This is a genomic window from Chitinophagaceae bacterium C216, from assembly GCA_028485475.2.
Taxonomy (GTDB): Bacteria; Bacteroidota; Bacteroidia; order Chitinophagales; family Chitinophagaceae; genus Niabella; species Niabella composti.
Window position 1 is genome coordinate 929,660 of sequence record CP144143.1, and the last position, 13,628, is coordinate 943,287.

The 13,628-nt window shown below is 39.6% G+C and carries 12 protein-coding genes; 6 read left to right on the forward strand and 6 right to left on the reverse strand.

Annotation, left to right across the window (positions count from 1 at the left end; genetic code table 11):
- The first annotated feature begins 77 nt into the window (after positions 1-77).
- Together PIECOFPK_RS03820 and PIECOFPK_RS03825 are read left to right on the forward strand one after the other, a co-directional pair.
- The gene (locus tag PIECOFPK_RS03820) at positions 78-1,532 is read left to right on the forward strand and encodes a phosphotransferase (protein ID WP_409966549.1); all 1,455 of its coding nucleotides are present in this window, start codon (positions 78-80) and stop codon (positions 1,530-1,532) included.
- 24 nt (positions 1,533-1,556) lie between these two features.
- Positions 1,557-2,306: a sugar phosphate nucleotidyltransferase gene (locus PIECOFPK_RS03825; RefSeq protein WP_409966550.1), complete on the forward strand. Its 750-nt coding sequence runs from the start codon at positions 1,557-1,559 to the stop codon at positions 2,304-2,306.
- A 79-nt stretch (positions 2,307-2,385) separates the two neighbouring features.
- Here PIECOFPK_RS03825 and PIECOFPK_RS03830 read toward each other — a convergent pair whose 3' ends face one another.
- Both PIECOFPK_RS03830 and PIECOFPK_RS03835 read right to left on the reverse strand, forming a co-directional pair.
- Positions 2,386-4,758 (reverse strand): M1 family metallopeptidase, encoded by a 2,373-nt coding sequence (locus PIECOFPK_RS03830; RefSeq protein ID WP_330973086.1) that lies wholly within the window; start codon positions 4,756-4,758, stop codon positions 2,386-2,388.
- Positions 4,759-4,844: 86 nt separating this feature from the next.
- The gene (locus PIECOFPK_RS03835) at positions 4,845-5,426 is read right to left on the reverse strand and encodes a HupE/UreJ family protein (RefSeq protein WP_330973087.1); all 582 of its coding nucleotides are present in this window, start codon (positions 5,424-5,426) and stop codon (positions 4,845-4,847) included.
- Positions 5,427-5,621: 195 nt separating this feature from the next.
- On the opposite strand from PIECOFPK_RS03835, the gene PIECOFPK_RS03840 reads away from it, so the two are divergent.
- Positions 5,622-6,134, forward strand: coding sequence for a DUF6702 family protein (locus tag PIECOFPK_RS03840; RefSeq protein WP_409966551.1), 513 nt, complete (start codon positions 5,622-5,624; stop codon positions 6,132-6,134).
- 91 nt (positions 6,135-6,225) lie between these two features.
- Entirely contained in the window at positions 6,226-8,163 is a 1,938-nt protein-coding gene (locus tag PIECOFPK_RS03845; protein WP_330973089.1) for a M1 family metallopeptidase, read from the forward strand.
- 50 nt (positions 8,164-8,213) lie between these two features.
- Here the strand turns inward: PIECOFPK_RS03845 and PIECOFPK_RS03850 are convergent, their stop codons facing one another.
- Positions 8,214-8,594 carry a hypothetical protein gene (locus PIECOFPK_RS03850; RefSeq protein ID WP_409966552.1) on the reverse strand — a complete coding sequence of 127 codons (381 nt, stop codon included), beginning with the start codon at positions 8,592-8,594 and terminating at the stop codon, positions 8,214-8,216.
- Between the two features lie 1,248 nt (positions 8,595-9,842).
- On the opposite strand from PIECOFPK_RS03850, the gene PIECOFPK_RS03855 reads away from it, so the two are divergent.
- Positions 9,843-10,502, forward strand: a complete 660-nt coding sequence (locus tag PIECOFPK_RS03855; protein ID WP_409966553.1) for a phosphatidylserine decarboxylase family protein — start codon at positions 9,843-9,845, stop codon at positions 10,500-10,502.
- Positions 10,503-10,562: 60 nt separating this feature from the next.
- On the forward strand, positions 10,563-10,991 hold the full coding sequence (locus PIECOFPK_RS03860) for a nuclear transport factor 2 family protein (RefSeq protein ID WP_409966554.1): 429 nt from the start codon (positions 10,563-10,565) through the stop codon (positions 10,989-10,991).
- A gap of 1 nt (position 10,992) precedes the next feature.
- Here the strand turns inward: PIECOFPK_RS03860 and PIECOFPK_RS03865 are convergent, their stop codons facing one another.
- From PIECOFPK_RS03865 to PIECOFPK_RS03875, 3 genes are read right to left on the reverse strand one after another with little or no spacing between them, the layout of a single operon-like run.
- Positions 10,993-11,586: a tetratricopeptide repeat protein gene (locus PIECOFPK_RS03865; protein ID WP_330973093.1), complete on the reverse strand. Its 594-nt coding sequence runs from the start codon at positions 11,584-11,586 to the stop codon at positions 10,993-10,995.
- A gap of 31 nt (positions 11,587-11,617) precedes the next feature.
- Complete coding sequence (locus PIECOFPK_RS03870; RefSeq protein WP_330973094.1) at positions 11,618-12,631, reverse strand: VWA domain-containing protein; 1,014 nt, start codon at positions 12,629-12,631, stop codon at positions 11,618-11,620.
- Positions 12,632-12,658: 27 nt separating this feature from the next.
- Positions 12,659-13,591 carry a penicillin-binding transpeptidase domain-containing protein gene (locus tag PIECOFPK_RS03875; RefSeq protein WP_409966555.1) on the reverse strand — a complete coding sequence of 311 codons (933 nt, stop codon included), beginning with the start codon at positions 13,589-13,591 and terminating at the stop codon, positions 12,659-12,661.
- Between the last annotated feature and the right edge of the window lie 37 nt (positions 13,592-13,628).

A 13,628-nucleotide genomic window follows, 5' to 3' on the forward strand; every position in this document is an offset into this window, starting at 1 on the left:
TAGGTATATATTTGGCAATAGTTAATATATTCGAAAAAGCATACAAAATCAATTTATCAATATTTACATTTTACTTCATGCAGGAAAGAGTAAACCACATTAAAGATTTATATAGCAAAACTTACCATAAAGAACCCCGAAACATTGATATATTGCCTCAGGCGGGTAGCGAGCGCCGTTATTTCCGAATTTGGAGTGATGCAAATGATTCCGTTATCGGTACCTACGGAGCTAATATCCCGGAGAATGAGACATTTTTTTATTTCTCCGAGCACTTTCAGAAAAAGCATCTACCCGTAGCCAATATTTATGCGGTAAGTGAAGACAGACAATACTATTTGCAAGAGGATTTCGGAGATGTTTCTTTAATCAGTCGTCTCGAATCTGAAGGATATACACCAGAAGTATATAATTTGTTCAAACGCAGCCTAGAGGAACTCGCACGGTTACAGGTGACGGGAGATCAGGGACTGGATTATAATAAATGCCTTACTAATAAGGAATTTGGCAAACAGGCTATTATGGCCGATTTGCTATATTTTAAATATTATTTTCTGGATGCATTGCGCAAGCCTTATGATAAACAGAAGTTGATCGACGATTTTGAAGCGCTGAGTAATTATCTCACACATACCGATCATAAATTTTTTATGTTTCGGGATTTTCAAAGTCGCAATATTCAGGTGATGCCTGATAATTCTGTGCATTTCATAGATTATCAAGGAGGCATGAAAGGTGCACCTCAGTACGATGTAGCATCTTTGCTGTGGCAGGCACGTGCCGCATTACCCGAAGATTGGAAGCATAATCTGCTGCAGGACTATATGAATGCGCTTGAGCCCTTATTAAACAAGCCTTTGAATAAGCTTACCTTCGTAAGTCAGTACTATGGTTATGTATTAATAAGATTGCTGCAGGTATTAGGGGCTTATGGTTTCAGAGGACTTTTTGAAAGAAAAGCCCATTTCCTTACCAGCATTCCTCTGGCATTAAAGAATTTAAAAGCTTTTTTGCAAACCTATCCTATGAGTATTGCATTGCTGGAGTTTGAAAAAGTATTGCAGATATGTGTGGATGATGAGATTATCCAGCAGTTTACTCCGGTACAAGCTACACACGAAACACCCTTGGTGGTGAAGGTTTGCAGCTTTTCTTATAAAAAAGGATTACCTGTAAAAGATGAAGAAAATGGCGGAGGATTTGTATTTGACTGCCGCGGTATATTAAACCCCGGTCGCATTGAAAGCATGAAAAAACTCACAGGTCGTGATAAAGAAGTGATACAGTTTTTGGAGCAGCAGACCAAAATGCCGGAGTTCTTACATAGTGTGTTTGATGTAGTGGATATTACTGTAGAGGATTTTATAAAACGTGGATTTACTAGTCTACATGTAAGTTTTGGATGTACTGGTGGACAACACCGCAGTGTATATGCCGCCGATGCGCTAGTACGTCATCTTCGCAACAAGTTTAAAGTAAAAGTACAATTGAATCATTACGTACAGGAAGAGAAAAACTGGATTAACGAATAAGGTGTAGAGGCATAAGCAATAGTTATGACAAATATTTCTTCAACTTTTGGAGTATCTCAGGCAATGATATTTTGTGCAGGGCTGGGCACTCGCTTTAAACCCTGGACGGATCAACATCCGAAAGCCCTTGCTATTATTAATGGTAAATCCTTGTTGCAACGTAATGTGGAGTATTTGCTGCAATATGGTATTAAGGATATTATTGTTAATGTACATCATTTTGCCGATCAGATAGAGGCTGCGGTAAAACAATACAACGGTTGGGGGGCTAATATTGTGATTAGTGATGAGCGGTCCGAAGTACTCGAAACTGGAGGCGGATTACTTCATGCTAAGCATTTATTTCGACGGGGAGAGAGGTTTATAACCTGCAACGCCGATATTTTGACGGACTTGAAAATGGATCAATTGCTGACATTTCATGAGCAGCAGGCCCCATTGATATCTTTTGCGATAAGCGATAGAAAGACATCGCGAAACCTGTTGTTCGACGAGAATAATATTTTATGCGGATGGCGTAATAATAGTACCGGAGAAGAAAGAATTGCGGTTTCGGGTAAACAATTATTCCCTAAAGCCTATGACTGTGTGGCCGTTTTTGAATACGGGGTGTTTGATCATATTCGTTTTACAGGAAAATTTTCGTTGATTGATTTATACTTGGATTTAGCACCCCATCATAAAATTATGGGCTTTGAGCATCATGATGATCGTTGGATTGATGTGGGAAAGCCGGAGAGTGTGCCTATTGCGGAAAGTATGTTTAACGAATGAGGATTTACAAATTGTAATAAAACAAAAAGGTTGATAAGCTAACTTATCAACCTTTTTGTTTGGCGTCGTTAGTGTTATATTATTGGGCTAATTGCATCGGATTTTTGCCGGTGTTTTTACTACGGCGGCGGCCAGGAGCTTCTACTTCTTGTGAGTAAGCCTTAAATCTGGTAGGTGCTGGCATGGTACGCCATGAGTTATTGGTGACATCAATGTCGGCGGTTTCCTGATAAGGATCGAGTTGTATAGATACTACCTCCTTATTCTTAACGAAGAATTTCTTCACCTTTTCTTCATTTAAGCGCCAGATTTGAGCTGGAATACGGTCAATTTCTTTAGTTCCATCTTTAAATGTCCACTCTATAATAATAGGCATAACCAGTCCGCCTTTATTGCTAAAACTAAGTTCGTAGAAATAACTGTTAGCAAACTTCTCTTTTGCTTCTGGTGTGAGTGCGGTAATGGTCATAGGGATTTCTACGGGGAATGTGTGCGAGGTGTCTATTTTTTCCAGTCCTCTTGCATAACGCCAGTAGAAATCACGGGCGGCGGTATCTATATCGGTGTAAAATTTGATATTCTTATCCTCGCGGTTGCGAATTTTAGAGATATCGTCATAAGGGTTAGTAGCCGGAGGATCTACTTTTCTTTGTATAGTGTAGGGTTTTGGCACTTCACTATTCAGCTCCGCTTTAGCATATTTTACGGTATCCAACGAAATATCTACAGGGTCAATACCGTAGAACCAGCCTCTCCAGAACCAGTCTAAGTCTTCACCACTAGCATCTTCCATAGTGCGGAAGAAATCTGCAGGGGTGGGGTGTTTAAAGGCCCAGCGACGAGCATACTCTTTAAAGGCAAAGTCGAATAGTTCGCGTCCCATGATGGTTTCGCGTAAAATATTTAATGCCGTAGCTGGTTTTGTATACGCATTCGGACCAAAGCGAACGATATTTTCAGAATTGGTCATGATGGGTTCCAGTTGATCTTTGGGCAGCTTCATATAATCTACAATTGCGCCAGCCCATCCTTTTTTGGTAGGAAATTTATTATCCCAAAGCTCTTCTGTCAGATATTCTACAAAGCTATTCAGCCCTTCATCCATCCAACTCCATTGGCGCTCATCACTGTTTACAATCATAGGGAAGAAGTTGTGTCCCACTTCGTGAATAATAACGCCGATCATTCCGTTCTTAATGTTTTCGCTATAAGTGCCATCTTTTTCAGTACGGCCATAGTTAAAACAGATCATGGGATACTCCATGCCGTTTTCAGCTTCCACGCTTTGTGCTACAGGATAAGGATAAGGGAAGGTGAAATCGGAATATGTCTTGATAGTATGAGCTACTACACGTGTAGAGAATTTTCTATATAAGCCATAAGCTTCTTTGCCATAAAAGCTCATGCACATCACTTTCTTTCCGTTAATCATTTGAGGCATACCATCCCAAATGAATTTTCGGGAAGAGGTCCATGCAAAATCTCTGACGTTTTCAGCTTTAAATATCCAGGTTTTCTTTTTAGTGCTTTTGGATTTTTCAGCTGCGATGGCTTCATCCAAGGTTACGATTTCTACAGGTTCTTTAGCATTAGTGGCCGTTTTGTAACGGGCCAATTGTTGCGGTGTTAGTACTTGCGGATAGTTCTGACATTCACCTGTGGCAGCTACGATGTGATCGGCAGGCACCGTCATTTGTACATTGAAATTTCCGAATGTGAGTGCAAATTCTCCGCGACCGGTATACTGATGATGCTGCCAACCCTGAAAATCGCTGTATACGCAAACACGAGGATACCATTGAGCCATGGTATACAAGTTATTGCCATCTTCAGGAAAATGTTCATAACCCCCGCGTCCACCGTATTTCATGCGATCGGTGATTCGATAAGACCAGTCGATCTTTATCACATAACGTTGTCCTGGTTTGAGTGGTGTGGGAAGGTCCACACGCATCATGGTTTTATTGATAGTATATTGTAAAGGATTGCCTGTTGCATCGGTTAATTTTTTTATTCTTACACCATAGCCATTATCTACCTTACCGGTGGCTTCTATCATGGATGCCAGCATTTCATCGGTCATAGCTTGTGGCATGGTAGAAGCGTTTTGGTAATTGGCGTTATTGATATTGCTGTGTTCGTTTTCGTCCAGCTGAAACCATATATAGGTAAGCACATCGGGCGAATTGTTGAAGTAGGTTACCGTTTCGCTACCTGTTAGCACATTATTATTTTCGTCCAATTCGCACTGAATGTCATAATCTGCGCGTTGTTGCCAGTACTTGGGACCAGGAGCTCCGCTAGCCGTACGGTATTCATTGGGTGTGGGTAAAATCGTTCCTAGCTGTTCGAATTTATTACCATGGTTGCTGTGCGGATTATTGCGAATGTCCTGCGACCATGCGGTCACAAACAGGGTACAGGCAATGGCCAATAATGAAAGGTGTTTCATGTATTTATATTTCTTTATAGCTGTTCATATTGTTATAGGAAAATATTTTATGACGGCCTTTACAAGGAGCACGGTAATAAAATATTTTATCCAAAAGACGGTATTCGTTCTATTGCCATTTTTGCAGCAAAGACCAGCACGACGGCTGAGATTACGAAAATATAAATTCTTTGAGGAATTTTGATGATATCTAGCAATAATTTGCCAATCAGCAGTATGATGAGTACAACTACAATTTGGCCCACTTCAAGACCTACATTGAATCCAAATAAGCCCCATCCTAGAGACTGATCACTGGCCAACATCATTCTTATCGAATTGGCAAACCCCAAGCCATGTATCAGTCCAAAGAACAAAGCCAGAAAATAATTGGTATTGACGTTTTTTACGGGTTTTCCATTGATAATATTCCATAGTGATGTTAGTACAATGGTAATAGGAATCAAAAATTCCACCCAGGAAGAAGGCAGCCTGATAATATCCAGCACACTAAGAGCCAGTGTGAGTGAATGCCCAATGGTAAAAGCAGTTACCAGTACGAGCACTTTCTTCCAGTCTGAAAATGTATAAACAACAGCCAATGCCAGAATGAAAAGCTGATGGTCCAGAGCATCTGTACTGACAATATGTTTCCAGCCCTCAGTAAAGTAAAAACTGAAATCCGTCATAAAAGCAGGTTATGGGATATATTGTATTTTGTTTAATGCAAAAAATGACCGGTAGAATTGTTAGCATATGACGCTTTCCACTCACCCTTGCAATACAAATATGCTGTTTTTTTAATAATCCGCCTGATTTTTCAGCTAATTTAGTAGCGTGAATTACGTGAGCGGTATAGAGGCTCAATAATCTGTGATTAAATTATGTCAGTGGTATTTTTCGTACATAAGTTGCTATTAAGCTTGTATTTTTGGGGGAATAGTATGCATCCTTATCATGTAAGTGCTACGGAGTTGGAGTATGAGCCTCAGCATAAGCGTTTAGAAATCAGTACGAAAATATTTACGGACGATTTTGAGCATATTCTCTCCAAAACTTACAAACAGAAAGTAGATCTAACGCGTGAGGATTGGAAGCCTCAGATGACCAAGCTTATTACACATTATATAGTTACACATCTTAGCATTAAAAACAACAACCGGCAGCTGTCCTTAAAATTATTTGGATGGGAAATTGATCATGAAGCCGTATATGTATACCTGACAGCCGATGCACCTTCTTTTGATCCAGCACAAATAATTGTAGAAAAAAGCGTGCTATATGATTTGTTTGATGATCAAGTGAATATTATTCATTTTATTTACAATAAAAAACGGATCAGTACCAAATTGGCTTATCCTGAGAAAAAAGCTATAATATCCTTTACCGGAAATTGATGCAACCTACCAATCATAAAATTTTTAATAATACATATACAGTAAGTATATAATTTTAGTTCTTTGTTGTAAACAGTAAAAGTTTTTATACATGAAAAACAAGTTTATCCTAACGGCATTGTTGTTTACGCTGTCTGTATCACTATTGGCCCAGAGCTCGAAGTATAATGCTAAGGAAGCATTTAATCCACATTTTTATCCTTACCCGGGAACTGAGTATCGTAGTGCATCCGGTGAGCCGGGACCGAAGTATTGGCAGAACCGGGCCGATTATAAAATTGAATGTACCATCGATACTGTCCAGCATGAAATTCGTGGTAAACAAGAGCTTACTTATACCAATAACAGTCCTGATCAGCTAAAATTCCTTTGGTTACAACTAGATCAAAACATTTATAAGGAAGATTCAAGAGGAACGGCAACTACTACAGCATCTGGTGGGCGTTGGGCGAATCGAAATTTTACGGATGGACATGTTATCAAGTCTATTACCGTAGAAGCAAACGGTAAGAAATATAAGCCTCAGTATCAGATTACCGACACCCGTATGCAGGTATGGTTACAGGAAGCGTTGAAGAGCGGTACTAAGGTGAAATTGCATATTGAATTTGCATTCACCGTGCCCACATACGGAACCGATCGCATGGGACGTCTGCAAACCAAAAACGGATGGGTATACGAAATTGCTCAATGGTATCCACGCATGTGTGTGTACGATGATCTACAGGGATGGAATGTATTACCTTATTTAGGTCAGGGTGAGTTTTATTTAGAGTATGGTGATATCGAATTTACCGTTACTGCACCGGCAGATATGATTGTAGTAGGTTCCGGAGAATTGTTGAATCCGCAAGAATGTTTTACTGCAACCGAAGCTAAAAGATATGCCGAAGCCAAAAACAGCGATAAAACGGTTATTATTCGCAGTGCCGATGAAGTAAATAAGGGTATTAAACCTTCGAAAGCTACCAATACTTGGAAGTTCAAAATCCAGAATACCCGTGATGCGGCTTGGGCTGCTTCGAAAGCTTTTATTTTGGATGGAGCTAAAATCAATTTGCCTAGTGGTAAAAAGGCCTTAGCTCTGAGTGCATATCCGGTAGAATCGGATACTCCTGATGCTTGGCGACGCAGTACAGAATTTACCAAAGCTTCAATAGAATATTATTCTCAAAAATGGTATGAATATCCATATCCTGCTGCTGTAAACGTAGCCGGTATTGTAGGTGGTATGGAGTACCCGGGTATTGTGTTCTGTAGCTACAGAGCCAAAGGTGCTAGCCTGTGGGGTGTAACAGATCATGAGTTCGGCCACATCTGGTTCCCCATGATTGTGGGCAGTAATGAAAGAAAATATGCATGGATGGATGAGGGCTTCAATACCTTCATTAATGATTTGTCTACAGAAGCCTTTAATAACGGTGAATTCAAGGATCAAGCTATTGTGCCTGAGAATGCAAAAAAGGCACAGTTTGGAGATAATATAGATGAGTTATTCAATACGCCCGATGTGATACAGCAACGCAGCTTGGGAGTATCCGCTTATTTTAAACCCTCACAAATGTTGCATGCTTTAAGAAATAATGTGTTAGGAGCTGAAAGATTTGACAGAGCACTGAAAGAGTATATTCAGCGTTGGGCATACAAACATCCATCTCCGTGGGACTTCTTCCGTACTATAGAAAATGTAGCAGGTGAGGATCTGGCTTGGTTCTGGAGAGGATGGGTATTTAATAATTGGAAAATAGATCAAGCTGTTAAAGATGTAAAGTATAGAGACAATGTTCCTGCCAATGGAGGCTTGATTACTATCGAAAATCTTGAAAAAATGCCCATGCCTGTAACTGTACTGATAAAAGAATCGAACGGAAAAACGCACAATCTGAAATTACCAGTTGAAATCTGGCAGCGGGGTAGTATATATACTTTCCCTGTGGGTACTACCAGCGAGATTACAGAAGTAACGCTGGATCCGGATAAAACACTTCCGGATTGGGATCGTTCCAACAATAGCTGGCTGAAAAAATAAAAATTACGATTATCGTGATATTATCCCCGCAAATTTTTGTGGGGATTTTTTTATGGAATTTTTTCATGTGGGTTTCTAATAAGTAAATACAACAAGATGGCACAGATGGATAATGCGCAGGCTGTGAGCCGCCACCAAAGAGGTTTTGCAATAACGCGTAAAAAATTTTCAATCAGAATTGATATGACACCAATGGAGAATTTGGAATATCTGCCGATTACGTCCTGTTTTCTGCAATGGATATTCCAAAATGAGTAAGGGGTATTAAAGGTTTTTAAAACGGCTTCTTGTTGTTCGTTGTTGACGATAATAATTGCTGCATTTGGGTTGGATATGGGTGGTTTTGTTTGAACCGTATAGATTGATTTAAGTATTTCAATGGTTTTATTGGGCGATAAGCCGGTGTGCTTTTCTTTAAAGATTCTTTCCATCTCTTTATAGATTTTATTGCTGCAATAGCACTTGCAAGCTACACGTGTGCGGTAGGATTAAGCGATACAATCTCGTAGCACCTTAAAGGTTTAGGTGGTTCGTATAGATATAGAAATTAAATGGGTATTGTGAGCCATAGGAATTTCATAAACGTTAGTGAGGATTCGTTAATGATTATTGGTGGCGGAGCTTACCTGCTGCTACTACAAATTAAACAGAGCAATAAGTGGTTTTGATACTAATGCGTGGTTGTGTTCTAATCTCTATTTTATACAGCTAAATGAAACCTCTTAATACAGAATTACTCTACATTCGCAAGCTGGTATTTTTTCGGTAATAATTGGGTTTATTATTGTATTACCCTACTTTACCAATTACGCTTTTTATAACGAAACAGTTTTTTACAATACCTATTCCAGCCAGTTAGCTTTTGAGAAAATGCAGGAAATTTTTGCCAGCCAGCAAAAAATATAATTGGCTCGGTTATTTGTTCTTACCACTTCTGTTTTATATAAAAGTACTGTACAATACCTGCGTTGTTGTCACGGGTTCTTTGTTAAGCGAGTCAAAAGTCTGTTTCAAAAGCAATTTTAATGTGAGCCTTAAAGCCGAGTATGTTTTTATTGTTATGCTGTTTGTAAAGTTTTTGGTGTTAGGCTTTTTAAGGAGGTAAATACACTGGAAGATTTAGGCTTTTTGCCGGGGTCGCTGGCCAATTTGTACAGCCTGAGCGATTTGCCCAAATGGGCGGTATATCGTTTGCAAGCATTAAATATATGGGAGTTGTTGTTTTGCTGGGAGGGTACGACCTAGTATGCTTTGCAGTTTGGTGTTTCTAAATCGGTGGCTTTTCAACGTTTTTGCATACCCTATCTTCTTAATTGATCCGGAGGGCATTGTATAGAAAACCATAATTGTTAATTTTAGATGAAGCTACCTCAGGCATGGATAGAAATAGTGAACAGTTTGTTTTACAACTATGGAATAGTTTAAAAAAGCAAATGGCTATAATTTTCATTACTCACCGTCTGCACGTTTTAAAATTATTTTGTGATAGGATATATTTGCTTGAAGATGGGTAACATCATCTGGCCATCATAAGGAACTAATATCATCTGATAACCTTTATAGCAGGTATTGGAAGGATATACAAGCAGTAGGTTTATCCGTGTAATAACATAATTATCCAACTATTGCACCGATGCCCAAGAAGCTTTAATTTCGCTGCACAAACAAAGTATTAGCACATGACATTACATCGCGAAGGGAAAGGCTCCATTATTATAGCCGTAATTTTATTTCTATTGATTAACAGTATTACTTGTAAATTTCTACTGCCTCATCATACATTTATTTTTTATTTGTTGTTAGCAGTAACTTTCGCGTTGCTGGTATTGGTGGTTTCTTTTTTTCGTGTGCCTGCCAGAACTTATACGATTAATGAAAATTCGGTGATTGCTCCCTGCGATGGAAAAGTGGTAGTAATTGAAGAGGTGCAACCAGATGAATATTTTTCCGACAGAAGGCTACAGATATCTATATTTATGAGCCCGCTGAACGTACACGTGAATCGTAATCCGGTGAGTGGAGAAGTGGTGTACAGTCAGTATCATAAAGGAAAATATTTGGTAGCCTGGCATCCTAAGTCTTCTACCGAAAACGAACGTCACACCAACGTATATCGCACTAAAAACGGTAAAGAGGTATTGACAAAACAGATTGCCGGTGCACTGGCTAAGCGTATTGTAAATTATCTACCGGTAGGTGCCAATGTACAACAGGCTGACGAAATGGGCTTTATTAAGTTTGGTTCACGTGTAGATGTATTATTGCCTTTGGATGCCAAAGTGCAGGTGAAAATTGGTGATATTACTAAAGGAGGTGTGACTGTACTGGCCCACTGGTAATTACTTTCTTGCCTAATACGAAGTTTACCTTATTTAATGAACCTTAAAAAAATTATATACATGAAATACCTGTTTTTGCTCACTATGCTGATCAGTTCTTCTTTGATATATGCGCAACGTAGTTATGTGGAGCAGGTGGAGAAAGCTGTAGCTAGATTTACCAAAGCGATGGAAGACAGTGATATCAAAACACTGAGCAGGATGACATCACCTAAACTTACCTACGGACATTCGAGCGGCAAAGTGGAAACTAAACAGGAGTTTTTGCAAACTTTTAAATCTGGAGCTACGGATTTTGTAAAAATCAATATTACTGGTCAAACTATTGATGTATCAGGAACTACCGCTATTGTGCGTCATCTTTTGGATGCAGATACCAACGATAACAATAAACCCGGGCACGTAACTTTAAAAGTAATGACGGTATGGCAAAAGCAAGACGCCGGCTGGGTGTTATTGGCTAGGCAAGCGGTAAAACCAGCTCATTAAGTTACCAGTCCTTTCCTGCACTACCCATATTTTGCCTTTTTTGAGAAGAGAGCTTACTCTGTGTGTTTTTTTCTTTTTGTTCCAGTCTTTCTAACTGTTGTTGAGCCTGGTTCTTATTGAGCTTGGAGGAAGAAGGCTGAGGTCTGTCGTTGTTACTGCCACCACCGCTTTTGTTTCGTTGCGATAGTGCTTTCTGCAGGTTCTCCCGGGCATTATGGTCTTGCGCATTGAGACGTAAGGCATTTTTATAAGCTTCGATGCTTTCTTCAATTTTTTCCTGATTACTGTATACTACCCCCGTATTGTAATAAGCGCCGGAACGAAGTTCAGGAGCAGCATCAGGTGCGGTGCTCACCTGCTGATATACTTTTAAGGCCTCATCATATTTTCTTAATTTATACAATGCAGTGCCTTTATTGAGTAAAGCTGTGTAACGGAGACGTTCATCCGTTACCTTATCATATTCGGCTATTGCTTCCAACAGCATACCTTTTTTGAAAAACTCATTTCCTTCTTTGATATGAGTTTCCTGTTTCTGAGCAAGGGAGATGAGGGGGAGCATCCCAAAAGATAATATGATAATTATTGGCTTCATTTAATCTGGAAGCATCTTTATATGATGGATGTTATGAACTTCGCCGTATTTTCCCGTCCGGCAATAATTGTTCCACAATAAGTAGTACCAACATAAGCCCCACGAATATCCAGAAATAATAAGTAAAGCTCATGAGTTTGGTATCACCGGTTACACGTGTGGCGATTTGCGATAAGTTATCACGAATTGTTTCAACAGCATGGTCAATATTTTCCAGACGTACATATACGCCCTTTGTGTTTTTTGCTATCTGCTGCAGTTCTTGTTCGTTCAGCCGCGATATAATTTCCATGCCTGTTTCCACATCGATCTTTCGGCCGCCGCTTACACTGTCGTCTGGAATAAAACTTCCCATAGGTGAACCAATACCTACTGTATTCACCATTAATCCGCGAGAAGCTAGTTCTTTGGATATGTCCAGCGCTTCTTCATCATGGTCTTCTCCGTCCGATATCAGTATTACGGCCCGATATTTTGTATCTCTTTCCCCAAAGGCATTTAGGCTTTCCTTTAATGCATCACTGATCACGGTACCTTTCATAGGTACGGCATCGGGCGAAGCTTCCTGCACAAACATTTGAGCAGCGCCATGATCGGTACTTAACGGCATTTGTACATAAGCTTTTCCGGCAAACCATATCAACCCTATACGACTATCGGGCATAGCATCCATCATGCGGCCGATAAACTGCTTAGCTCTTTCTAATCGGGAGGGTTGAATATCTTGCGCCAACATACTTTTACTCACATCCAATGCAAATACCAAATCAATCCCCTCACGCTGAATACCATCATTGCCACCGGGTTTACGCAGATTCATTACTGCTATTACGCCTGCAAGAAAGGCTAAGCATAATATTATAAACTTAAACACAAAACGTCGGGGACTATAATGCCGCATCATGGCACGTACCAATTGTGGCTGACCGATTCTTTTGGTAACGCGCTTTTTCCATTTTAAAACATAGGCAAACAGCAACAGCAAGATCACCAGGGCTGTAGCAGCCCATACAAAATAAGGATATTGAAATTGCAGTTCGCTCATGATTTTTTTTACATTGTTTAAGGGTTATTACATTTTACCCTCGAAAAAGCCGTATTCCTTCAAGATGTCTTTTAGTATTTTCAATCGTACGGTGCTCATATCATAATTCGGGTCGGGCGATTCCACATTCAGAACGAAGAAATATGGGTGTTTATTTTCTTCAATCCATCCAACAATCCAGCCGAGTGCGTGATTTTCATCGGTACGCGCCCATCCGGTTTTGTAGGCCAATCGGTAGTTTGCGTTGTTTTCAAATAACATCGCATTTTTAACCTTTTCTTGGTTGATTTTGAAGAAAGGCAATTCGTTGAAGTAGAGTTTTTTGACAACACCCAAATTTTGGTCGGGTGTAATTTTGAGTGAATTATCCAACCAAAAAGTATCAATTTGTGTAATCTTATAAAGCTTTTTGTTTTTGTCTGCTCCATACTGTAAACTATCCAGCCAAAACTGCATTGTATCTTTCCCAATACGGCGTGCTACTTCTTGATAGTAAGGAACAGATGATACGCGGAAGGCCTCGTACATAGGGAGGTCTTTGTTCCACTCGTCAATAGACCTTTGTACACCATCCCAGGGAATCACCATACTATCACTGGAGATGACGCCGGTTTGCAAGCCGATGAGTGAATTAATAATTTTAAAGGTAGATGCAGGCAGATAGGTACTATCGCGATAACGTTTCAGATTGTAAACAGTGAATTGTCCAGTGCCGTTATTATAAAGAGCGAAACATCCATAAAGGTTGTGTTCATCAAAATATTTCTTCAATCCTTCATCTTCTTTCACATTGTTGAGCTTGCAGGAAGATAGCAAACTCACTACTGCAATTACTGCAAGCATACAAATGATCAAAGACGAGTGCTTTTTGTGTTTAATAGTAGTACTGTTGCTGAACGGAGCGTCGCAATTACGTTTCATAGAATTACTAAAGCTGGGGTCATTATTAAATGTATTCATATCATTCATGTGTTCTGCAAAAATAAGTGTAGTGGAA

What these genes read in the sequence shown, in the direction of transcription:
- PIECOFPK_RS03870 (WP_330973094.1), bottom strand. Translation starts at nt 12,631, where the DNA reads ATGAGCGAACTGCAATTTCAATATCCTTATTTTGTATGGGCTGCTACA.
- PIECOFPK_RS03860 (WP_409966554.1), top strand. Translation starts at nt 10,563, where the DNA reads ATGAAATACCTGTTTTTGCTCACTATGCTGATCAGTTCTTCTTTGATA.
- PIECOFPK_RS03840 (WP_409966551.1), top strand. Translation starts at nt 5,622, where the DNA reads ATGTCAGTGGTATTTTTCGTACATAAGTTGCTATTAAGCTTGTATTTT.
- PIECOFPK_RS03830 (WP_330973086.1), bottom strand. Translation starts at nt 4,758, where the DNA reads ATGAAACACCTTTCATTATTGGCCATTGCCTGTACCCTGTTTGTGACC.
- PIECOFPK_RS03825 (WP_409966550.1), top strand. Translation starts at nt 1,557, where the DNA reads ATGACAAATATTTCTTCAACTTTTGGAGTATCTCAGGCAATGATATTT.
- PIECOFPK_RS03850 (WP_409966552.1), bottom strand. Translation starts at nt 8,594, where the DNA reads ATGGAAAGAATCTTTAAAGAAAAGCACACCGGCTTATCGCCCAATAAA.
- PIECOFPK_RS03875 (WP_409966555.1), bottom strand. Translation starts at nt 13,591, where the DNA reads ATGAATACATTTAATAATGACCCCAGCTTTAGTAATTCTATGAAACGT.
- PIECOFPK_RS03835 (WP_330973087.1), bottom strand. Translation starts at nt 5,426, where the DNA reads ATGACGGATTTCAGTTTTTACTTTACTGAGGGCTGGAAACATATTGTC.
- PIECOFPK_RS03855 (WP_409966553.1), top strand. Translation starts at nt 9,843, where the DNA reads ATGACATTACATCGCGAAGGGAAAGGCTCCATTATTATAGCCGTAATT.
- PIECOFPK_RS03845 (WP_330973089.1), top strand. Translation starts at nt 6,226, where the DNA reads ATGAAAAACAAGTTTATCCTAACGGCATTGTTGTTTACGCTGTCTGTA.
- PIECOFPK_RS03865 (WP_330973093.1), bottom strand. Translation starts at nt 11,586, where the DNA reads ATGAAGCCAATAATTATCATATTATCTTTTGGGATGCTCCCCCTCATC.
- PIECOFPK_RS03820 (WP_409966549.1), top strand. Translation starts at nt 78, where the DNA reads ATGCAGGAAAGAGTAAACCACATTAAAGATTTATATAGCAAAACTTAC.